This is a genomic window from Caulobacter sp. FG121 (assembly GCF_057809815.1).
Genome location: NZ_JBMDKR010000009.1, coordinates 47,981 through 68,906, shown reverse-complemented (window position 1 = coordinate 68,906; position 20,926 = coordinate 47,981). Strand labels below are relative to the sequence as shown.

The 20,926-nt window shown below is 64.2% G+C and carries 22 protein-coding genes and 2 tRNA genes; 13 read left to right on the top strand and 11 right to left on the bottom strand.

The window, feature by feature from the left end; genetic code table 11:
• Positions 1-41 precede the first annotated feature (41 nt).
• Both ACODSL_RS18075 and ACODSL_RS18070 read left to right on the top strand, forming a co-directional pair.
• Positions 42-1,298 carry a hypothetical protein gene (locus ACODSL_RS18075; protein ID WP_488902122.1) on the top strand — a complete coding sequence of 419 codons (1,257 nt, stop codon included), beginning with the start codon at positions 42-44 and terminating at the stop codon, positions 1,296-1,298.
• 366 nt (positions 1,299-1,664) lie between these two features.
• Positions 1,665-2,297: a hypothetical protein gene (locus ACODSL_RS18070; RefSeq protein ID WP_488902121.1), complete on the top strand. Its 633-nt coding sequence runs from the start codon at positions 1,665-1,667 to the stop codon at positions 2,295-2,297.
• 36 nt (positions 2,298-2,333) lie between these two features.
• On the opposite strand, the gene ACODSL_RS18065 is transcribed toward ACODSL_RS18070, so the two are convergent.
• Entirely contained in the window at positions 2,334-2,876 is a 543-nt protein-coding gene (locus tag ACODSL_RS18065; RefSeq protein WP_488902120.1) for a recombinase family protein, read from the bottom strand.
• 205 nt (positions 2,877-3,081) lie between these two features.
• Between ACODSL_RS18065 and ACODSL_RS18060 the strand changes: the two genes are divergently transcribed.
• Positions 3,082-5,502, top strand: a complete 2,421-nt coding sequence (locus ACODSL_RS18060) for a hypothetical protein (protein ID WP_488902119.1) — start codon at positions 3,082-3,084, stop codon at positions 5,500-5,502.
• Between the two features lie 269 nt (positions 5,503-5,771).
• Here ACODSL_RS18060 and ACODSL_RS18055 read toward each other — a convergent pair whose 3' ends face one another.
• A complete protein-coding gene (locus ACODSL_RS18055; protein ID WP_488902118.1) occupies positions 5,772-7,142 on the bottom strand; it encodes a DUF6538 domain-containing protein in 1,371 nt (456 codons plus the stop codon).
• Between the two features lie 97 nt (positions 7,143-7,239).
• Positions 7,240-7,315: transfer RNA gene (locus tag ACODSL_RS18050), tRNA-Ala, on the bottom strand.
• A gap of 143 nt (positions 7,316-7,458) precedes the next feature.
• Between ACODSL_RS18050 and ACODSL_RS18045 the strand changes: the two genes are divergently transcribed.
• From ACODSL_RS18045 to ACODSL_RS18020, 6 genes are all read left to right on the top strand, one after another.
• Positions 7,459-7,770, top strand: a complete 312-nt coding sequence (locus tag ACODSL_RS18045; protein WP_488902117.1) for a YggT family protein — start codon at positions 7,459-7,461, stop codon at positions 7,768-7,770.
• A gap of 3 nt (positions 7,771-7,773) precedes the next feature.
• Positions 7,774-8,058 carry a DUF167 family protein gene (locus tag ACODSL_RS18040; protein WP_488902116.1) on the top strand — a complete coding sequence of 95 codons (285 nt, stop codon included), beginning with the start codon at positions 7,774-7,776 and terminating at the stop codon, positions 8,056-8,058.
• Between the two features lie 4 nt (positions 8,059-8,062).
• On the top strand, positions 8,063-8,974 hold the full coding sequence (locus tag ACODSL_RS18035; RefSeq protein WP_488902115.1) for an aminotransferase class IV: 912 nt from the start codon (positions 8,063-8,065) through the stop codon (positions 8,972-8,974).
• Positions 8,971-9,699, top strand: a complete 729-nt coding sequence (locus ACODSL_RS18030; protein ID WP_488902114.1) for a sulfotransferase-like domain-containing protein — start codon at positions 8,971-8,973, stop codon at positions 9,697-9,699. The genes ACODSL_RS18035 and ACODSL_RS18030 overlap by 4 nt, the downstream gene beginning before the upstream one ends.
• Positions 9,700-9,767: 68 nt before the next feature.
• A complete protein-coding gene (trhA, locus tag ACODSL_RS18025; RefSeq protein WP_488902113.1) occupies positions 9,768-10,424 on the top strand; it encodes a PAQR family membrane homeostasis protein TrhA in 657 nt (218 codons plus the stop codon).
• 153 nt (positions 10,425-10,577) lie between these two features.
• A complete protein-coding gene (locus tag ACODSL_RS18020; protein ID WP_488902112.1) occupies positions 10,578-11,627 on the top strand; it encodes a sensor histidine kinase in 1,050 nt (349 codons plus the stop codon).
• A gap of 72 nt (positions 11,628-11,699) precedes the next feature.
• Here ACODSL_RS18020 and ACODSL_RS18015 read toward each other — a convergent pair whose 3' ends face one another.
• The 7 genes from ACODSL_RS18015 to hemC all read right to left on the bottom strand — a co-directional run bounded on the left by ACODSL_RS18015 (position 11,700) and on the right by hemC (position 17,205).
• Positions 11,700-12,086 carry a surface-adhesin E family protein gene (locus ACODSL_RS18015; RefSeq protein WP_488902111.1) on the bottom strand — a complete coding sequence of 129 codons (387 nt, stop codon included), beginning with the start codon at positions 12,084-12,086 and terminating at the stop codon, positions 11,700-11,702.
• 110 nt (positions 12,087-12,196) lie between these two features.
• The gene (locus ACODSL_RS18010; protein WP_488902110.1) at positions 12,197-12,820 is read right to left on the bottom strand and encodes a YceI family protein; all 624 of its coding nucleotides are present in this window, start codon (positions 12,818-12,820) and stop codon (positions 12,197-12,199) included.
• A 155-nt stretch (positions 12,821-12,975) separates the two neighbouring features.
• A tRNA-Thr gene (locus tag ACODSL_RS18005) sits at positions 12,976-13,051 on the bottom strand.
• Positions 13,052-13,082: 31 nt separating this feature from the next.
• Positions 13,083-14,609: a heme biosynthesis protein HemY gene (locus ACODSL_RS18000; RefSeq protein WP_488902109.1), complete on the bottom strand. Its 1,527-nt coding sequence runs from the start codon at positions 14,607-14,609 to the stop codon at positions 13,083-13,085.
• On the bottom strand, positions 14,606-15,475 hold the full coding sequence (locus ACODSL_RS17995) for a COG4223 family protein (RefSeq protein ID WP_488902108.1): 870 nt from the start codon (positions 15,473-15,475) through the stop codon (positions 14,606-14,608). The genes ACODSL_RS18000 and ACODSL_RS17995 overlap by 4 nt, the downstream gene beginning before the upstream one ends.
• Positions 15,475-16,224, bottom strand: a complete 750-nt coding sequence (locus tag ACODSL_RS17990) for a uroporphyrinogen-III synthase (RefSeq protein ID WP_488902107.1) — start codon at positions 16,222-16,224, stop codon at positions 15,475-15,477. The genes ACODSL_RS17995 and ACODSL_RS17990 overlap by 1 nt, the downstream gene beginning before the upstream one ends.
• Positions 16,225-16,254: 30 nt before the next feature.
• Positions 16,255-17,205 carry a hydroxymethylbilane synthase gene (gene hemC / locus ACODSL_RS17985; RefSeq protein ID WP_488902106.1) on the bottom strand — a complete coding sequence of 317 codons (951 nt, stop codon included), beginning with the start codon at positions 17,203-17,205 and terminating at the stop codon, positions 16,255-16,257.
• Positions 17,206-17,276: 71 nt separating this feature from the next.
• Here hemC and tsaD point away from each other — a divergent pair, with 71 nt between their 5' ends.
• The 4 genes from tsaD to ACODSL_RS17965 are packed head-to-tail and all read left to right on the top strand — an operon-like array spanning position 17,277 to position 20,009.
• Positions 17,277-18,365 carry a tRNA (adenosine(37)-N6)-threonylcarbamoyltransferase complex transferase subunit TsaD gene (gene tsaD, locus ACODSL_RS17980; RefSeq protein ID WP_488902105.1) on the top strand — a complete coding sequence of 363 codons (1,089 nt, stop codon included), beginning with the start codon at positions 17,277-17,279 and terminating at the stop codon, positions 18,363-18,365.
• Complete coding sequence (locus ACODSL_RS17975) at positions 18,362-19,363, top strand: NAD(P)H-dependent glycerol-3-phosphate dehydrogenase (protein WP_488902104.1); 1,002 nt, start codon at positions 18,362-18,364, stop codon at positions 19,361-19,363. Before tsaD ends, ACODSL_RS17975 begins: the two co-directional genes overlap by 4 nt.
• Before the next feature lie 8 nt (positions 19,364-19,371).
• Complete coding sequence (locus tag ACODSL_RS17970) at positions 19,372-19,662, top strand: YciI family protein (RefSeq protein WP_488902103.1); 291 nt, start codon at positions 19,372-19,374, stop codon at positions 19,660-19,662.
• Positions 19,650-20,009: a Rieske (2Fe-2S) protein gene (locus ACODSL_RS17965; RefSeq protein WP_488902102.1), complete on the top strand. Its 360-nt coding sequence runs from the start codon at positions 19,650-19,652 to the stop codon at positions 20,007-20,009. The genes ACODSL_RS17970 and ACODSL_RS17965 overlap by 13 nt, the downstream gene beginning before the upstream one ends.
• 87 nt (positions 20,010-20,096) lie before the next feature.
• Here the strand turns inward: ACODSL_RS17965 and ACODSL_RS17960 are convergent, their stop codons facing one another.
• Positions 20,097-20,846, bottom strand: coding sequence for a creatininase family protein (locus ACODSL_RS17960; protein WP_488902101.1), 750 nt, complete (start codon positions 20,844-20,846; stop codon positions 20,097-20,099).
• Between the last annotated feature and the right edge of the window lie 80 nt (positions 20,847-20,926).

The following is a 20,926-nucleotide window of genomic DNA, read 5'->3' as shown; positions in this document are numbered from 1 at the left end:
GTGACGTGGCTCCATTTGCATTGAGCGCGATAATCGTAACCGTGTCGGCCACCGCTCCGCCGGAGGCTGCATCAATCGCGGCTGAGCTACGGGAACTGAAGGCTCAACAGGCTGCACTTGCAGCAAAGATTGAAGCCTTGGAGGCCCGCGTCTCGGCTCCGACAAGCACTCCGACGGAAGGTGTAGCTCCACCACCGCCCATTCTTCGCCTGCCTACAGCCTCTGATTCACAGCCCTCGCCGCAGGCACTCCAAAGCGTAGGTGAAGGGTTCCGGGTCTTCGGCACAGCGCAAATGACCGCCTCGTTTTCGGCGGAAGAACCCGAATATTTTTCCGCTACCACCGACCAGTCGGCGTTTGGCGTCGAATACCGCGCAACAGCCGAAGGTGTGCCGGTCCGCGTCCTGTTTGAACTCACACCCCAGTTCGAACTCGAACTTCGACGCGCGTTTGTCGAAATCGGACCGGTTCGCATAGGGCGAGATTTCAGTGTGACGGTGAATGACGCCTTTGTGGGCGAGGGCGTTGCCGAGGTAAATTACACGGGCGGGGAGACGGCGAGTGGTTACCTCCAATCGATGGGCCTCATTCATACGCCGATGAACGCGGTGCAGTTTCGGACCGGCGGGTTCGTGTTTTCCTATGAGGTGCCAACTCGGAGAACGAGGGACTCGTTTCAGCCCTTTGTTGCGGCCACGCGGTACGATGGGAAGTCCGGCCCCTTGGACTGGAGCATAGGTGCCTTCGCCGACCGAATTTCGCTAAACGACTTCGGCATTGGTGGCTCGTTGGGCGGCAAACTGAAAATTGGACGCGATGACCTGCGGGCCTACGTCATTGGCGGATCAGGAACCGGAGACGTCTTCGGCTACTATGGAGAGGATTCACTTTCGAATCAGGGGGACCGAATCCCTCGTGTCGCCGGCAGCATTTCCTACCGTCACTGGTGGAACCAGAAGGTACGATCCAATGCGTACTATGGATTCAAGAGCTTGCTACCAAACTCCCAATATTTCGAACAAACCTATTGCTGCGTACCGGGGCGATCTATTTATCGTGTCGATAAGGAAGTCGATACTAGAGACCAAAGCATCGGAATGAATATTGTCGCTACATTCCGCCCGGGCTTGGAAGTCGGCGTTGAAGGTAGACGGGACCAATCCTACTTGCGTAGCTCTTACCGCTATACGCTTATTTCTGGCCCGGCCTATCCCGGAGTCCCGGCGATCCTGAACCAAAATTCCAGCAATGATCAAGGAACTGATCGCTACTTTGTTTTCATTCGCGCTCGGTATTAAGGACAGCCGGTTCTATTAAATTCGCGCTTTTCTCATCCGCCATGCATTGCTCCATTTGAGGAGTGGCGTTCCGATGAATTGCAGTGGGCATAGTTTCCCAAGGTTGACTTTGAAGGCGCCCGCTTGCGTACAGAAACATCAAAAATCTTGAGCAAATCGGTACGCGTTTAGACCTTCTGGGGACATCGGGGCCGGCACCAAGATTGCTGGTCTTCGGCCTTCGCATGTTTCTCGGGATGATCTCCCGTAACGAGCCAACTAGGGCTCGATTGTAACGAATGGTCGGCGGGGTCAAGTTTGCGTTCAGCTCGCCATGAACTCGCTTCCCGTGAAGTTTTTGGAGAAGCTAAGTCTGGAGCGTCATCCATGATCCGAGTTGCGTTCAAGCATGTTCAGCTAATCGTCGCTTCCTTTATCGCGGTGATTAGCTTTTTCGGCATACTTCACCTCGACGGGTGGCTCGCTGAATGGGCTAGGCACTTTGTCGAAGCATTTCGGCGGCTATCCCAATGGACGCTTCAATACGCATTTATCCCGGAAGATTATAGATCAGAGGTGATGTTCGCATTGATTGTTACTGGAATATATACGAGGGGTGTCTTTCTGGAGCACTATTATAGAGAAATTGGTCCTCTTTCACCATCGGGAATATTTTCAAATGTGCCTAATTTTACAAAACTATTTCAGCGCAAATGGTGGGCGGAAAACAAAAATAGTAGGATAGCTATCCTTATCAACGCTATTCCGGCAATTTTCGGCATCGCAATTTCTGCGTCATTATTCCCGGAAATAGTGAAATCATACCACATATTTGATGAAAGCACGGCGGTCATGGTCGCCTATGCGATGACGTCAATCATGATTATAGTTTTGACTCTGTTGATGGTATTAGCGGCCCCCATATCAACCGCGTATTCTACCGGGTGGGTCTTTCTGTTCTTGGTTTGGGGGCAGCTAGCGAGCGAACAACTGTGGCAGGCTCTCCCGATGCCTCAGTAGCCGCGTGCAGGGCGGGGTCACACAGTTGCCCAACATCTACCCTAAAGCACGGTAGACTGACGCCCTCCCGATCCCGAGGCGACGGGCAATCTCAGCGGGTCCAACTCCTTCGCCGTGGAGTTTGCGAACCTCATCGGATGGTACGCTAGGCTTTCGACCCGTGTACTTGCCCTCAGCCTTGGCCTTGGCGATCCCGTCCAACTGGCGCTCTCTGCGAATGTCAGTCTCAAACTCGGCGAAGCTGGCGAGGATATTAAGCATCAGCCGACCGTCGCTACGGGTTGTGTCGATGGCGCCCTGCTGAAGCGCTCTGAAGCCAACCTGCTTGGCACTGAGGCGGTCTACAATGCCCCTCAGATCGATCATGGAGCGGGCTAGCCGGTCCAACCTGGTCACTACCAACACGTCGCCATCACGGACGTAGTCGAGGGTCTGGGAGAGTTGTTCCCGTCCCTCGGTGGAGGAGCCGCTGCGCTTCTCTTCGAAGACCTTCTCACACCCAGCCGCTAGAAGTTGTTCCCGCTGAATGTCGAGTGATTGCCCGGCGGACGATACGCGAGCGTAACCGATAAGAGCCATGATTGCCTCAATAGGTTCTAGACCCTCAAGCAATACCGTCTCATTGCAATGACTGCAACTCTATTGAGACAACATTTGTGTCTCAGCCGGGTGACTCAGATGGGTATAGGCATTTGAGAACACCCGATTAAACCGTTAGTGGTTTTCGGGCGAAGGCCTACCCTAAGGAATCGCGGCGGTCTTAGTGACTGCGTCGGGAGGCGATATGATCGAGACACGGAAGGTCCTGAGCGTCTTCTTGGGCTCGCCCGGCGACCTAGAGGCTGAGCGACGCTACGCAAAGGACTGCGTAGACGAGTGGAATCAAGTGAACAGCGAGCGAGTTGGCTGGACCATCAATCTGATGGGCTGGGAAGACACGCTGCCACAAGCGGGCCGCCCACAAGCGGTGATCAACACCGACGTTGAGCGGTGCATGCTCTTTGTTGGAATGATGTGGGAGGCATGGGGAAGCCCCACCGGCAACGGTTACACGTCGGGATTTCACGAGGAATTCGAGCTTTCAACCTCTTTGTTCGAGAAGCGCGGGCAACCACGGATCGCGCTGTTCTTTAAATCATTTGGAACACCGAAGGACCCCGGCGAGCAGCTAAAACGGGTTATCGAATTCAAAAAATCAATAATAGAAGGAAGGAAGATTCTATTTAAGGAGTTGCCGTCTGACGAGATTCCATGGAGAGACGGATTTCGAAAAGCCATCCACAAGCTGCTATTCGATTATATCTCAGAAATAGACAAGAATGAAGGAAGCGAAGATTCTAATTCCTCTCGGCTTCCCGTCGGGAGCGGAGATACTATTCAATCTGATGACGAGTGCCCGAACGATCCTAGTGATCCTCTCAGCCTAATTAGAAGCCTAACTAATTCTCTAAGCGCATTTCAAAATGAGGAAGAAGTTTCTACAGCACAGGTCGCTCAGATTCGGTTGGCGGCCATGTGTTGGCATCGCCATGGACTTTCCGAAACATATCTAGGTACTCACGATGCAAATTTGATATACATATCTAAGTCCACGCTTATTCTATCCGACCGAGAAGTATTTGGTCTCGTCAATTCCGGACTATTCAACTTTGGCTCTCATACAGCGCCGCTATGGGGCTGGCTGAAGACTGTTGATGAAGACTACGAATATATACGGTCATTGGCATTCCTAGAATTAGACGACACGCTAAGTATCGCCGCCTATTCTGTATTGACCGCTGCATCCATCCCACTTTCAGATATGGAGCAGAACTTCCGAGATAGCTTTCCAAGCATGAAACCGGCATTGAAGAATGCGGCACTGAACTATCTTGCAAGAGTCGGTGGCGAAACAATGCTAGACGTCGTCCTGACAGAGTTCAGGAGTACAGACCACTCTACCCTTAACAGCGCCACCTTGGCCGCTTTGGAAATTCTTTCGCGTCGATCCTTTATCGAGCCGCTCAAATTCATTGTGGAGGAGAATATCTCCATACCGTCAGGCCGAAATCCGGATGAATTTCTGGCCGCGATGCTGTTGCTTGATGAGGCGCTCTTGAACAAGGCGCTTGTCCACCGCGACTCGCGCGTAAGAGCGGCTGCGGTAAGGGGGATGATCGTCAAGAAGCGCCTCGATGACGAAGCGGTGCGAGAGCTTCGAAACGATCCGTCCCCCTTGGTGCGAAAAGAGGCAGTGTTATTTGCGCTCGATAACGGCGAGGAGATTGGTGTGGACGATGTTCGAAAAATTATCGTCCGGCCACGCAAGAATTATCTCACTTTCGGAACCTCTAATGAGGGCGACGATGAGTTCGCGGAAATCAGGAACCATCAACTATCATCTGCCTCAGACGAGACTCTGCTAGCAGCCGCCAGAGAACTCTATTCGCCGTCCGATTTCGCCTACCAAGAACTTCTATCGCGGCGCTGGAAATCTCGCGCCAACCAAGCACGGGCCGACGTGCGAGATAAATTCAAGACGCACTTTGAAGCGATCAAAGAAGTTTATCGCAAGAAATTCGGTGATGAACTCGCGACACAATTATTGGATGGCTTTGATAAGTCAATACAACGCTATCGTGCAAAGGAAATGGCGAGAGCGGCGTTTAACGTTATTTCTCATCGGGGAGACTCAAGCGATCTCCCGATGCTGCGGAATGCGTTGAAGGAAGACGATCTCGAGATCGACGAAATTGATCTAAAGTTTTTGTCCAAGTATGGAGAGTGGGTAGATATCGAAATTGTAGCAAACAGAAATTATCGAGGCCAGCTAGGACTGTTTACAGGTCGATCCGATTTGCGAAGGGTTTTGGGAGAGACAATATACAAGATCGGAAAATCGAGATTTGAAGAATTGCTGTTATTGCCAATTAATGCGGAAATATTGGCGCAGGTAATTGTATGCTCAGATAAGGCTGCATTTTCTCGACTAAGTGACAGTGCTATTATTTCGCTCTTCAACAGCAAGGATGATAGTTTAAGGAGCTTTGCTGCGGTAAAGGCAATAGGGTGCCTCACGAAGCGTCGAATTGGCGAATTGTATAATACATATGTATCGCAGAGTGCGTATTTTTATAATGTAATACATTGGCTTGATTTCGGAATTAGCGCGACCAAGACATTTGTCGAGGCAGCCGTCACTTGGGAGATGCGCCTGAAGGCGTAGCTGGCGAAGCGGTTGAGCCCGTTGAAAAGCCTAAGCAGGAACCGCCACCTTCCGCGTTCTCTCACGAGCTTGGCTGCCTGCTATTGGCGGCTTTGGTCGTCCGCACACACATGGCTAGAGCAACAAGTGTCAGGCTTCGAAAGCGTCTGGGCTCAGGTGTGCCAATAGCGGTTTAGCCATTTAGGGTTAGTTTTAGGGTTGTCGTGGGCGCACGATGAGAAGCTGTTGTTGTTAAACAGCTTTCCAATCGGCGATGGCGGAGAGGGTGGCTATCGCGCTGAGGGTATGGAGGGCAGGCCCGGGAAGCGAACCCGTCCGATCCACTCATGGGCAGCTTTACGCGAGAAGCCTGACCCGTAGCCATCAGCAACATCCTTGGCTTCGTGTCCCATGATTTGACGCTGTAAGCCCTCAGGCATCCCACATTCGCGAGCGGCATCCTTGAAGGTGTGGCGGAACGAGTGGAAATCCACCCGCTCATCAGAGATACCGCGACCTTTCCTTCGATATTCGGAAAACCATGATCCCCACCGGTGAGCGCGCTTGCCATTGGCGTGGGCCGTCAGTTGGGGAAACAACTGGCTATGACCCTCACGGCTGATAGCTTCTGCGTATCGGATAAGCCCAAGGTGGATCAGCTCGGGGTGAACAGGGGTGCGCCTTTCACTGGCGGCGTTCTTCAACCGGCGTTTGTTGTTTTCGACCGGTCGGAATCGGAAAAACCAAGCCCGGGAGGGCGGTGGACCGCCATCAATCTCAAGCTCCAGTAGATCGTCCGTGGCGAGGCCGGCGATTTCCTCTAGGCGAGCGCCAGTATACAGGGCGATCAGGGGCAGCCAGAATGACGCTTCACCGCGTCCCCGAGCGGGTCTGTCGCCATTTTGATGGATTGGGCCACCAAACAACTTGCTTAGCGAAAGGTCATCATAGGGGACGCGAGCGACCTTTTTCGACTTCGGAAGCTTGATGCCGTCTGCCGCTCGCACCGGTATTAGGTCGTTGTCGCAGCCGTAGTTGACGAGCGTTTTCACCCTCGACAGCAACGTCCGCATGTTTTCCAGTGACTGCCCTTCGCCGATGAGATGGTCCTTGAAGGCCAAGAAATTGGCCTTACTTGTATCCGCCGGTCTTAGGTTCGGGTTGGCCTTCAGGAACATCTTCAACGCTGAAAGATGGGCGCGGCGGGTCTTCTCAATTGGCTTCCGTTCAGAGGCCCACCGCTCTGCAAGCACATCCCATGAGAGGTCGTTGCGACGGTTCTGGGCCTTCTCCACTTGTGCCTTCTGGTTCGGGATGCGCCCCCGCCTTTGAAGTTCTGCATCCAAACTTTCGCTAAGGTCCAACATCGTATGAATGATGTTCGGTGGACGCGCAGAACCGCCCCGCAGGCGCTGCAACCCCGACGTAGCTTCTGGCTCAATCTGTTGTGATGTTGGGGGAGTGGCTAACGCCGCGCGCTTTGCATCAAACTCTTTCTCAAGCGCGTAGGTCTCATCGACCAGCCGCCGCTTGGCCTCGGCGCGATTCTTGGTCCCCAGACTCTTTGTGATCTCGGCCTTGCCGTAAACGTCCAAAAGCTCTTTGGGCACCCGACGGCGAAGCCAATATGTGCTGCCGCGTTTTTGCAAGCCGATGGGCATCGGATCGTCCCCGTGTGTATCGAACACACGTGCCACCACCGCCCCTATCCTCCTGAAATCGCCTGGTTTCCTGCCAGCGCGCCGTTTTAGACGGGACTGGTGGAGCCGAGGGGAATCGAACCCCTGACCTCCTCATTGCGAACGAGGCGCTCTACCATCTGAGCTACGGCCCCCTCCCAGGACGAGGGAAGCGGCGCACATATGGCCGGGTCGCCTTGCCTGTCAAGGCTGCCGCCCGAACATCGGCTTCGCCGCGCCTTGCCGGGATTCGGGGCGGCGGATAGAAGCAGGCTCAAAGTCCACCGGAACCCGCTTCATGGCCCCCATCGCCAACTTCCTCTACTTCATCGTGGACGGCCTGCTCGGCCTGCTGATCCTGGCCCTGGTGATCTCCGCGATCCTGTCCTGGCTGGTGGCCTTTGACGTGGTCAACCTGCGCAACAACGTCGTGCGGCAGATCTACTACGTGCTCGAGCGGATCACCGAGCCGCTGCTGGCGCCGATCCGCCGTTTCGTGCCGTCGCTTGGCGGCGTGGATCTGAGCTTCATCATCCTGTTCCTGGTCATCCAGGGCGCGCGCAACTTTCTGCTGCCGCCGCTGTTCAGCGCTCTGGCCGGCCTCGGCTAGGCCATGCGCCTGGCGGTCCGGTTGACGCCGCGGGGCGGTCGGGACGCCATCGAGGGCTGGGCCAGCGGCCCAGACGGCAGGCCGTATCTGAAGGCCCGCGTTTCGGCGCCGCCGGTCGAGGGCGAGGCCAACGCCGCCCTGACCGTGCTGCTGGCGAAGACGCTGGGCGTGAGCAAGTCGTCCGTCCGTATCGCCACCGGCCAGACGGGCCGACTGAAGTCAGTCGAGCTGGACGGCGTCACCGAAACCGATCTGGCCGCGATCTTCGGCCCCGCACCCGGAGTCTGACCCCATGGCCGGCAGCCAGGACTTCAACGCCGATCCCCGCAACGCCACGGCCCGCATCTGGCTCAACGGCGACCTCGTCACCCGCGACCAGGCCAGGGTCTCGGTGTTTGACGCCGGGTTCGTGGTCGGGGACGGGGTCTGGGAGGGGCTGCGGCTGCACAGGGGGCGGCTGATGTTCCTCGACGCCCACCTTGACCGGCTCTACGCCGGGGCGGCGGCGATCAACCTCGACATCGGCCGCTCGCGCCTGGCGATGATCGACGCCCTCGACGAGCTGCTCGAAGCCAACGGCATGGAGGATGGCGTCCATCTGCGCCTTATGGTCACCCGGGGGGAAAAGACCGGCGCCAACCAGGACCCGCGCAATGCGCTGGGCAAGCCGACCATCGTCATCCTCGCCGAGTGGAAGGTCCCGAGCCCGGCCATCGTCACCCGCGGCCTGTCGCTGTTCACCAGCTCGATCCTCTGCACCCCGGCCCACATGTTCGACATGCGGCTGAACTCGCACAGCCGCCTGAACCTGATCCTGGCGCTCAACGAGGCGATCGCCGCCGGCGCCGACGAAGCGCTGATGCTCGACCCCGCCGGGTTCGTGTCCAGCTGCAACGCGACCAACTTCTTCTGGGTGAAGGATGGCGAGGTCCGCACCTCGACGGGCGAATTCTGTTTCAACGGCGTGACACGGGCCAACGTGATCCGGCTTTGCCGCGACAACGGCATTCCGGTCCGGCTGGACAACTTCCCGGTCGAGGACGCTCGCGGCGCCGACGAGGCCTTCGTCACCGGCACCTTCGGCGGGCTGACGCCGGTGCGCGAGATCGACGGCCGTCATCTGCCGGTGGCGCTGCCCGGGCCGCTGACAGTGCGGCTGCGCGGCCTGTACGACGCGCTCAAGGACGCCGAGGCGGCCCGGTGACTGTCCGCATCGCCATGTGGTCGGGCCCGCGCAACATCTCCACGGCGATGATGCGGGCGTTCGAGAACCGGCCCGACACGGCCGTCAGCGACGAGCCCTTCTATGCCGCGTATCTGGCGGCGACAGGACTCGACCACCCGATGCGCGAAGAGGTGCTGGCCAGCCAGCCGACCGACTGGCGCGCGGTCGCCGGGGCCATGGCCGGCGACGCGCCGGGCGGCGCGCGGGTCTGGTACCAGAAGCACATGACCCACCACATGCTGCCGGACTTCGGGCTGGACTGGACGGGCGCCTGCCGCAGCGCCTTTCTGATCCGCGCGCCCGAGGCGGTGCTGGCCAGCTACACGGTCAAGCGCGAGCAGGTGACGCTGGCCGACATCGGCTTCGAGCGGCAGCGCGAGCTGTTCGAGCGGGAGGCCGACCGGCTGGGCGCGCCACCGCCGGTGATCGAGGGCCGCGACGTGCTGGCCGACCCGCGGGGGACGCTTGGCAAGCTCTGCGGAGCGCTCGGCATCGCCTTCGACGCGGCCATGCTGGCCTGGCCGGCGGGACGACGTGACAGCGACGGCGTCTGGGCGCCGGCCTGGTACGATGCGGTCGAAGCCTCCACGGGCTTCGGCCCGCCGCGCGCTGAAGCGGGACCCGACAACCTCAACGACGACCTGCGGCGCATCGCCGACGCGGCCCGGCCGCACTACGAACGGCTGGCGGCCTTCCGGCTGTAACATTCGCTCGCCATCTGTGCTCGCGCCGACCTATCGAACGTCACAATCGGCGGCTAGGGTGCCTGTCCATGGATCAGACGCCGAGCCACTATCCGACCGACGGCGCCAAATGGGCCGACCTGATCGTGCATATCGCCGGTCTGGCGCTGGCGCTGTTCGGCGGCGGCACGCTGCTTGGCCTGGCGGTGGCGCATGGCGGCGGGGGCAAGATCGCGTCGGTCGTGATCTACGCCCTCGGCATGGCGGTCATGCTCGGCTGCTCGCTGGCCTACAACTTCGGCAAGGCGCCGTGGCAGCCGTTGCTGCGACGGCTCGATCATGCCGGCATCTTCCTGATGATCGCGGGCAGCTACACGCCCTTCACGACCCAGAGCCTGACCGGCGCCTGGGCCATCGGCATGACCACGGCGGTCTGGACGCTGGCGCTGCTGGGCGTGGCCGGGAAGCTGTTCCTGCCCGGTCTCGGCAAGGGTTTCTGGGTGGCCCTGTACCTCGCGCTGGGCTGGGCCGTGGTGGTCGCCATCAAGCCGATGACCGCCGGTCTGTCGTGGGTGGCGCTGCTGCTGCTGGGCATCGGCGGCCTGCTCTATTCGACCGGCGTCATCTTCTACCTGATGAAGCGCTTCAGGTTCCGCCGCGCGGTCTGGCACGGCCATGTAGTCGCGGCGGCGGCGGTACAGTACGTCGCCGTCCTGGTCGGCGTGGTGCTGGCCGGGGCCCACTGAAAGACCTGAGATAGATCAGGGCGCTGCTCGCTATCCGTGCTAGGGAGAAAATGTCTGTGGCAGACGGGCGAGCCCGATCCATGGACCTCACACCGACATCGACCCTGGGATTGGCGCGCAACATGCCCGCCCGCCCGGGTCGAGGACACCACAGTGACAAACCCAACGATCCGGGCCGAGACCGCGACATCGCTCGCGCGCGCGTTGCTGGAAACATCTCACCTGCCGTTGTTGCTGTTCGATGGTGACCTGCGCGTCGTGTCCGCGACCCGGTCATTCTTCACGGCTTTTGACCTGAGGGCGGTTGAAGTCGAGCGCCGGCTGCTGGCCGACATCGGCGTCGGCGAATGGGACATTCCCCAGGTTCGCCTGTTGCTCGAAAACGCCCTGATGGGTGGTCCGGCGCTCGGCGACTACGAAACGGATCTCGTCCGTGAGGGCGTGCCGCCCCGGCGCCTGGTCGTCGACGCCCAGAACATTGTCTACGACGACAAGCTCAACGCGCGCGTCCTGCTGACGGTCAACGATGTCACCGAGGCCCGGCGCGCCGAACAGCTCAACGTCAAGCTGCTGCTGGAAAAGGACGCCCTGCTCCATGAACGGGACATCCTGCTGCAGGAGCTGCAGCATCGGGTCGCCAACAGCCTGCAGATCATCGCCAGCGTGCTGCTGCTCAAGGCCCGGACGGTGACTTCGGAAGAGACGCGACTGCACCTGCGCGACGCCCACGACCGGGTGATGTCCGTGGCGGCCGTGCAGCAGCTGCTTCAGACCACGCTCGGCGATGTCGAGGTCGGCCCCTATCTGACAAAGCTCTGCAACAGCCTCGCCACGTCGATGATCCGGAGCGACCGGCTCCTGTCCCTCAAGGTCGAGGCCGATACCGCTACGGTCACCTCGCAGGAGGCGGTCAGCCTGGGACTGATCGTGACCGAACTGGTGATCAACGCCCTGAAACACGCTTTTCCCGGCGAACGCGGCGGCGACGTCGTGGTGGCCTACCGGGCCGACACGGGGGGGTGGACCCTGTCGGTCGAGGACAACGGCGTCGGTCGCAAGGTCACGCGGACGAAAACCAAGGGCGGGCTTGGCACGGTGATCGTCGACTCGCTGGCCAAGCAGCTGGGCGCGACGGTCCTGTTCAGCGACCTGAAGCCGGGCCTGAGGGTCTCGGTGAAGGGTAATCCTCGGCCGTCAGCCTAGATCTTCCCCTCACCGCGCTGGCCTGTCCTGCGCCGGCCCCGACAGGCGGGACCGGCGGACCGACGGCGTTGATCAGGGGCAGAGGCGTGCGGCGACCAGGGCTCCCGGCGAACCTTCACTCAGGGCCTCGACGGAGCCCGGCGTGTTCCAGCTGCTGATCACCTCGCCGGTCGGCGAAACCTTTGTCCCGCCGATGTCGACATAGGTGTGGGCCGCGCAGTTGATGTTCACCGTCTCGGTACCGCCGACGGTGGTCTGCGAACCAGAGGTTTGCGGCGGATCGTACTGGACCTTCAGGGTCACTACGACGTTGCCCCCGGTGCGCTGAACCGAAGCCGCGTCCCAGGTCCAGGTCTGGCCGCCACTGGACGCGAGCGGTTGCCAGTCCGCGGCCTGGGCCGACAGCGGCAGGGCCGACAGGGACAGCGTGGCGAGCACGCCAAGGGTCACGAACTTCATGGAATCTCCTCCAGACTGATGGTCGGAACGGAGTTTAGCGAACCCGGCCCGGCGCGCACCGCCGGGCCTCCCCGATCAGTGGATTTCGGGGTCCGGCGGGCGGCGGGAGCTCAGCCGACCTTTTTCAGCTCGGCTTCGATGGTCAGGGTGATGTCGTCGCCGACAGCCGGCACATAGGCCGAAACGCCGAATTCCGAGCGCTTGATCACCGCCTTGCCGTCGAAGCCCAGGGAATAGGTCTTGTCGAGCGGGTTGACGCCGGCCTGGTTGAAGGTCGCCTCGACCACCACCGGTTTGGTCACGCCATGCAGCGTCAGGTCGCCGGTGATCGCGGCTGTCCGGTCACCGGTCAGCTTGATGCCCGTGGCGTGGAATGTCGCGGTCGGAAACGTCGCAACGTCGAGGAAGTCGGCCGACTTCAGGTGGGCGTCGAGCGCGGGGTTCAGCGTCCCCAGCGAGGTCGTGTCGACGGTCACGTCCAGCGCCGCCTTCGTCGCCTGTTTCGGGTCAACGGTCAGGCTGCCGCCGACCTTGCCGAACTGGCCGGTGTAGGTCGAGAAGCCGAGGTGGGTGGTCGACCAGGTGATCTTGGTGTGACCGGGATCGAACTTGTAGGTCCCGGCCTGGACTTCGGCGGGAACGTTGGTGAACGGCCCGCGGGCCTCCACGGCGAAAGGCGTTACGGCCAGGGCGACGACGACGCCGGCGGCGGCGAACAGGGCGGGACGGGTCATTGGAAGCTCCACTTCGGAAACGGGCGACAGAGATGCCCCTTCGCGACCATAATCGCAACTGACACAGTTACGATAAATCCTGCGACCCTGGAGAGGCTTTCTCAAAGCGTCGGGCTGAGGCGGGAGTTCCAGCAAAACCCTGCCGGACTTGGGAATGGTGCCGCTTAGGTGACTCGAACACCTGACCTACGCATTACGAATGCGTTGCTCTACCAGCTGAGCTAAAGCGGCCCTGAAGGCGGTGACCCGCCAGAAGGAGCGCCTATTTAGCGGCGCGAGTCGAGCTTGCCAAGCGCCGGCGACGCGGCGACGGCGAAGGCGGCGGCGGATCACCCTGCGGCGGGCGGGCGTTGTCCGGCACGCCGGGGTCGTCGGGGATCGGCATCATCGCCGCGCCGGACTCGGCGGCGGCCAGGAAGGGCGTCGATTCGACGTAGGCGGCGGGCAGGTTGGGCAGGTCGCTGATGGTCCGTTCCTGGCGCTCGAGGCGCGGATGGATCAGGTCGCCGGTCTCGCCATAGACGGCGACCAGGCGCGTCCAGTCCTCGGGCCGGTAGGCGAACGCGCGGCCTTCCGGATCGAGATCGGACCAGTCGGGCTCCTGTGGCGCGGCCGCGCCTCGCGCGACCCAGGCGCGGGCTTCGTCCATGGCGCCGGCGGCGTTGGCGGCGCGGGCCTGCAGCCCGGCGAGGCGTTGGGTCACCGGTTCGGCCGCCAGCGCGCGAGCCGCCTCACGAGCGACGCTGACCTCGCCGCCGATCAGCGCCTGTTCGACCCTGAGAATGCGGCTCTCGCGCGCATCGGCGTTGAGCGCGGCCAGGCCGGCCAGCCGCTTGGCGCGCTCGCGCGGCGTCTCGTTGGTTCGCAGATCACGGTAGGCGAGCCAGAGCGCGGGGTGGGGCTGACCCTTCCAGGCGCTCTCGATCATGCCGGCGGCCCGGCTGGCCTTGCCGTCGGCGGCCAGCAGGCGGGCGGCCATGACCACGCCGGGGGCGAAGTCCGGCTTCAGCTTGACGGCCTGCAGCGCGAATTCGAGCGCCTGGGCGCGCATCCGTTCGGAGGGATGGTTTTCGGAACTGGCGGCGGACGCGGCCAGCAGGGCGGCGCGCGTGCGGTCGGCGACCAGCGGCGACACGACCTTGCGCTCCTGCGCGCCCTGCACGAGGTCCAGCGCGGCGGCCCAGTCGCCCGCCTCGAGCCGGGAGTCGACCAGCGCCCGCCACGCCCAGCGGGCGGTCTTGGCGAGACCGTAGGCGCTCTGGGCATGGCGCAGCGCCGCGACCTTGTCGCCCTCGGCCAGCGCCGTCTGCATCAGGCCTTTCAGCCCGGCCAGCCGCATGTCGGGGAAACCCAGCATGGCGGAGTAGGCGGCCTTGGCGGCCGGGATGTCGCCGGCGGCCTCGGCGGCCTGGGCGGCCAGCACCCGGACGAGAGCCGGCGCGTCGTCGGCGAGATCGGCGGCCTTCTGGGCCAGGCGGCGGGCCTCGGATCCATCACCGGCGGCGGCGGCCAGAAAGCCGCGCGCCAGGGCCTCACCGCCCTGTTTGCGACGGGCCTCCGCGCGGGCGCGGGCCGAACGCTGCGGCGCCTCCAGCAGCCATTTGAGGAAGGTCCAGAAGATCGTCGCTAGCAGCGAGGTCAGCAACACCATCAGCGCGGCGGCGGCGGCCGTCATGTCCACCCGCCAGCCGCGCCAGACAAGGCTGGCGACTCCGGCGTCGCCGCCGAGCGCGAGGGTCGCGACGGCGAGTGAGGCGATGACGAAAAGGACGAGCGCCGTGCGGATCATGGCTGGGCCCGCGAGACGGCCATGAGGTCGGACAGGGCGAGCGCCCTGATCGCGGCGACCTGGCGATCGACCGCAATGCGCTGCAGGGCGCGGCTGCGCCACGGCGCGATAGCGTCGGCGGCCTTGGGCGGCAGACCGCGCAGAATTTTCAAGGCTCCCTCCATGTCGCCCTGGGCCACGGCGTCGCCGGCGCGCGCCAGGACGGCGTCGGGACCCTCGCCGCCGGCGCTGACGCGGCGGATGGTGACGATGGCCGACAGGGCGTGCGCCGCCCGGGCGAAGAACCCGGCGCGATCGCCCGGATCGCGCGCGGCGACGGCGGCCCGGGCGGCCACCGAGTCAAACTCGGCGGCCAGCGCCGCGCGACTGGGCACGCCGTTCTCGGCGTAGGGCCGAAGGCTACGCACTTCCGCCGACAGCGGAAGAACCCGTTCGAGAGCCGTCAGTTCGGCTTCAAAGGATCCGGAGCTCTGGGTCGCTTCCGCCAGAGAGGCGGCGGCCAGCGCCGCGGCGGCGGCGTTCACGGTGCGGGTCTGGCTCGCTTCGAGGGCCTCGACCCGCGACTGCAGGGCGGAGAACTCGGCGGACGGCGCGGACGGCGCGGCAACGGGCCCGCCATCGATCTGGCGCGGCGAAGTCTGCGGGTTGAGGTCGGGAAGCTCGGCGATCGCCGAGGGCGTCGTTGTCGCGGGCGCGGGATTGCCCCAGATGCGCGGCGCGAAACGGGTCACGGCGGCGCCGGCGACAACGCTCAGCACACACAGCGCGATCACCGCCCAGAAGGCGACGCCGAAGCTGCGGGGACGGCCGTAGGCCGCCGGGTTGGTCGGCGGGGTGATCTCGCTGGGGTCGGGCGCGACGGTCATCAGCTCTTCAAACGCCTCTTTGCGGGCCTGGGGGCGATCCCGGACGCGTCGCCCCTTCCTACCAGATTAAGCAGCGCCGCCTCGATGGGAAACGGGGCGCGGACAACTTCTCGCACTTTCACGCGCGAGAGCGGCTTCGCGACGGCCGCCGACAGGCACAGAAGACGCAGATTCGGCAGGTCCCGGCCGCGCAACGCCCTCGCCAGCGCCTTTGCGGCCTTGGGCGAATGGACCAGCGCCACATCAACATCCTGCAACGCCGCGAGCAGATCATCCGTCGGCGACATGTCGACCGAATCGTAGAGCGGCAGGGTCCTGGCTTCGAGTCCCTCGGCGATCAGCCCGCCGACGAGATCCCCCGCCGGCTCGGCCGCGCCGGGATGCAGCACCACGCCACGCAGTTCTGCCTTGCGGGCGGCGATTCGCCCGGCCAGGGCGTTGACGTCGCCCTCGGCGGACAGAACGGCCTTGAACCCCGCGGCCTTGGCCGCCGCCGTGGTCCCCGCGCCCACGGCGAAAACCCGGATGTCCCGGCGGGGCTCGAGCGCCGCGAAGGCGCGGACGCCGTTGGCGCTGGTAAAGGCGAGCGCCGCCACGCCCGCCAGGTCGATATGGACGTCGGCGAGCGGCTCGATGCGCAAGAGCGGCGCGACCAACGGCTGGTGGCCCATCGCCGCGACGCGCTCGGCAGTCGCGGCCGCGCCGGGTTCAGCGCGGGTGATCCAGACGGTCAGCGGCTTGGAAACCATGCTCCACCCTGCAGCCGGCGCGGTCGGCGATCAATACTTCAGGAGGATGTCCGAGCCGCCCTCGACGCGAACCGCGTCTCCCAGACGCAGGCCCAGCTCGCGAGCATCGCTTTCCGCGTCGGCGCCGAGATCGATGGCGTCTTCCCGACGATAGCGGCGAGCCCCGTCGGGAGTCAGCGCCTCGACGATCAGGGTCAGGCGCCGGCCTTCGAGACGCGCATGGGCGCCGACGGCCGTCCGGCAGGAGCCCTCAAGCGCCACAAGCGCGCCGCGCTCGGCGGCCACGGTCAGGGTCGTCGTCTGGCAACGCATCGCCGCGACCCAGGGCGCATCGGCGTCCTCGGCGCGCGTCTGGATGGCCAGCGCCCCCTGACCCGGCGCCGGCGGCGCGGCGCCGGGATCGAGAAAGCCCTTCGGCACATGGCCGAGGCCGAGACGGTTCAGGCCCGAGGCGGCCAGCAGGATCGCATCGGCCTCACCGGCCGCGAGCCGGGCCAGACGGGTGTCGACGTTGCCGCGCAGCATGAACATCTTCAGGTCGGGCCGCAGGTGCAATGCCTGGGCCTGCCGACGAAGACTCGCCGTGCCGAGCGTCGCGCCTCGCGGCAGGTCGGCGATCGAGCCATAGTGGGTCGAGACGAAGGCGTCGCGCGGGTCCTCGCGCTCCGGGATCGCGGCGATCACCAGTCCGGGCGGGTTCTCGGCCGGCACATCCTTCATCGAGTGGATCGCGGCGTCGATGCGGCCATCGAGCAGGGCTTCCTCGATTTCCTTGGTGAACAGCGCCTTGCCGCCGATCTCCAGCAGGCGGCGGTCCTGGATGCGGTCGCCGGTGGTGGTGATCACCACCAGCGGAGCCGCCTCTTCGGCGCGATCGGCGACACCCATCGCGGCGGCGATGCGGTCGCGCATCATGCCGCTCTGGGCGAGCGCGAGCTTGGAGCCGCGGGTTCCGATCCGGATGGCAGGTTGCGACGACACGGCGGGGGGGCTACCTCGGGCTGAAGAAGACGCTCCGCTGCTATACGAGGGGCGTCCGGGCCGCAATGTAGATGACCACGCTCACCGTCCTCGGACTCGAAACCAGCTGCGACGAAACCGCAGCCGCCGTCGTGCGCCGCGACGCGGACGGGCGCGTGACGGTGCTGTCCTCGATCATCGCCAGCCAGATCGCCGAACACGCCCCCTATGGCGGCGTGGTGCCGGAAATCGCGGCCCGGGCCCATGTGGAGTCTATCGACGGCATCGTGGCGCGGGCCCTGTCAGAGTCCGGCGTCGGCTGGGACGGCCTGTCGGGCGTCGCCGCGACGGCGGGTCCGGGTCTGGTCGGCGGCGTCATGGTCGGGCTGTCGTTCGGCAAGGCCGCCGCCCTGGCCCGGGGGTTGCCGTTGATCGCCGTCAACCACCTGGAAGGCCACGCCCTCAGCGCCCGGCTGGCCGACGACATCCCCTATCCCTTCCTGCTGCTGCTGGTCAGCGGCGGCCATTGCCAACTGCTGGAAGTCGCCGGGGTCGGCGCCTGCCGCCGGCTGGGCTCGACCATCGATGACGCGGCGGGCGAGGCCTTCGACAAGATCGCCAAGGTGATGGGCCTGGGCTATCCGGGAGGGCCGGCGCTGGAACGGCTGGCGGTCGGCGGCGACCCGGAACGCTTCCCCCTGCCCCGCGCCCTCCTCGGCCGCGAGGGCTTCGACTTCTCCTTCTCGGGCCTCAAGACTGCCGCCGCCCGCGCGGCCGAGGGCCTGACCGAAGAGGCCGACAAGCGCGATCTGGCGGCCAGCGTGCAGTTCGCCATCGCCCGCCAGTTGGCCGAACGGACCCAGCGGGCCATGACCGCCTATGCCGAAGCCCATCGCGGCGAGGGCCTGCGATTCGTCGTCGCCGGCGGGGTCGCGGCCAACATGGCGGTGCGGTCCCGGCTGGAGCAGGCCTGCGCGACGCACGGCTTCTCGTTCCACGCCCCGCCGCTGGTCTATTGCACCGACAATGCCGCGATGATCGCGCTGGCGGGCGCGGAACGTCTGGCGCTCGGCCTCGTCGACGGGCTCGACGCCCCCGCCCGGCCGCGCTGGCCTCTGGACGCCGCGGCGGCGAGCGCCAATCCTACCCACGTTCCCGGTCGCAAGGGCGCCAAGGCATGACTGACGGTTTGAAATACGCGGGCGTGATCGGCGGCGGCGCCTGGGGCACGGCCCTGGCCCAGGTCTGCGCCCGCGCCGGCATGGCCGTGACGCTGCAGGCCCGCGAGGTCGAGGTGGTCGAGGCCATCCGCGCCGGCCGCGAAAACACCGCCTTCCTGCCGGGGGTGAAGCTCGACGAGGCCATCGACGTCACCACCGACCTTGAAGACCTCGCGGCGTGCGACTTCATCCTCGCTGTGACGCCGGCCCAGCACCTGCGGTCGACCCTCAACGCCCTCTGCCCGCATGTTCGCGAGCATGTGCCGATCGTGCTGTGCGCCAAGGGCGTCGAACAGGGCACGCTCCAGCTGATGACCCAGGTACTGGCCGAGACCATCGAGCATGCCTCGCCGGCAGTCCTGTCGGGGCCCAGCTTCGCCGGCGAAGTGGCGCGCGGCCTGCCCACCGCGGTGACTCTGGCCTGTCCGGATGAAGACCTCGGCCGCGCTCTTGCCGAGGCCATCGCCACCCCGACCTTCCGGCCCTATCTGTCCACCGACATGATCGGCGCCGAGGCCGGCGGGGCGATCAAGAACGTGCTGGCGATCGCCTGCGGCATCGTCGAGGGCAAGGGTCTGGGCCGTTCGGCTCACGCCGCCCTGATCACGCGCGGGTTCGCCGAGATGACCCGTATGGCTGAAGCCCTTGGCGGCCACGCCGAGACCGTGGCCGGCCTCTGCGGCCTGGGCGACCTGGTCCTGACCTGCTCCAGCCCGCAGTCGCGCAACATGAGCGTCGGTCTGGCGCTCGGCGCCGGGCAATCCCTCGAACAGGCCCTGGCCGGCAAGCTGACGGTGGCCGAAGGCGTGGCCTCCGCGCCGGCGGTGCGCGCGCTGGCCCGCAAGCTGAAGGTCGAGACTCCGATCAGCGAGGCCGTCGCCGCCATTCTCGCGGGAGAGGTCGGGGTGGACGAAGCCATCCTCGGCCTGCTGTCGCGGCCGCTCAAGACAGAACGCTAGGAAACGCCATGCCCCTCTTCGTGATTCAGTGGAAAGACAAGCTGCCCGAGGGGCCGGCGATCCGCGCCGCCACCCGCGAGGCGCATCTGGCCTGGGCGGGCGCGCAGCCGCTGAAGATCAAGCTGGGCGGCCCGTTCCTGACAGCCGACGACGGCATGGCAGGCTCACTGATCATCGTCGAAGCGCCCGATCTGGCGGCCGCCCGCGCGTTCCACGCCGACGACCCCTACACGAAGGCCGGCCTCTACGAGACCTCCAGCGTCGAGCCGTGGCGGGTGACGATCCCGTGGCGGGACTGAACCCGGCCAGACCGACGGCGGGGACGGAGCTCTGCCGCCTGGACGAGATTCCCGACCCCGGCTCCCGCGGCTTCCATTTCCGCGCCGGAGACGCGCTGTTCCTCGGCTTCGTGGTGCGGCGCGGCGAGACGCTGACCGGCTACGTCGACAGCTGCCCGCATACCGGCCAGCCGCTGGGCGGCCCGACCGGCCGCCATGTCACACGCGAGAACGACCTGATCCTCTGCACCGGCCACGGGGCGCTGTTCCGGATCGGGGACGGCGTTTGCACGAGCGGACCATGCGAGGGAAAGCGGCTGGAAGCGTGGGGGGTGGCGGTTGTGGATGGCGCAGTGGTCACGGCTTAGACGGGGACATGTACCGAAGGTACGTGTCCCCTAAACGAACCACCGCTGAACCTCGATTGGGGGACACGTACCTTTGGTACATGTCCCCTACGGCGTGACCTCAGCCCCGAACGCCGCGACATCCTCGATCAGGCCCTTCGCCGCCAGCGCCACCAGCTCGCCGCCCTTCTCGGGCGTGGCCAGCGCGGGATCAGAGCCCATGCGGCCGTCGGCGTAGCGGGCGCGGAAGTCGAGGGCTTCGCGGATCGGGCCCGTCGGGGCGATCTGCGGCGCGTAGTTGGCGGTCTTGATCGCGTCGGGGTAGGCCCACTGGGTCACCGCGATCTCGGACGGGGTGGCGTGGCTGCCGTGCCCGACGGGAAACTGGCGGTTGGCCAGGCCGTTCACGCCGCTGATGTCCCACCAGTTCTTGAGCTTGCAGGCGAAGCCGCGCGGCTTTCCGGCGAAGCTGGCCTCCGCATAGAGCTCGCTGAAGGCGGCCTCTATGGTGTGCACATTGCCGCCGTGGCCGTTGAGGAAATAGATCTTCGTAAAGCCGTGCCCGGCCAGCGAGCGGCACCAGTCGCCGATGGCCGCCATGAAGGTCGAGGGGCGCAGGCTGATGGTGCCGGGAAAGCCGAGGTGATGCTGGGCCATGCCGATGTTGAAGGTCGGAGCGACCAGCAGGTCTTCGCGGCCCTTCTGAGCTTCGTGGGCGATGATCTCGGGGCACATCCAGTCGGTGCCGAGCAGGCCGGTCGGACCGTGCTGTTCGTTCGAGCCGATCGGCACGACGACGGTCTTCGACCGCTGGAGGAAGGCCTCGACTTCGGGCCAGGTGGATTTGGCGAGCAACATTGCAAAACTCCCGCAGCGGCATCCTTGCGCCGCCGACCGCCATCCGCATACTCGCGCCCAACAAGAAGGCAAGGGAGACG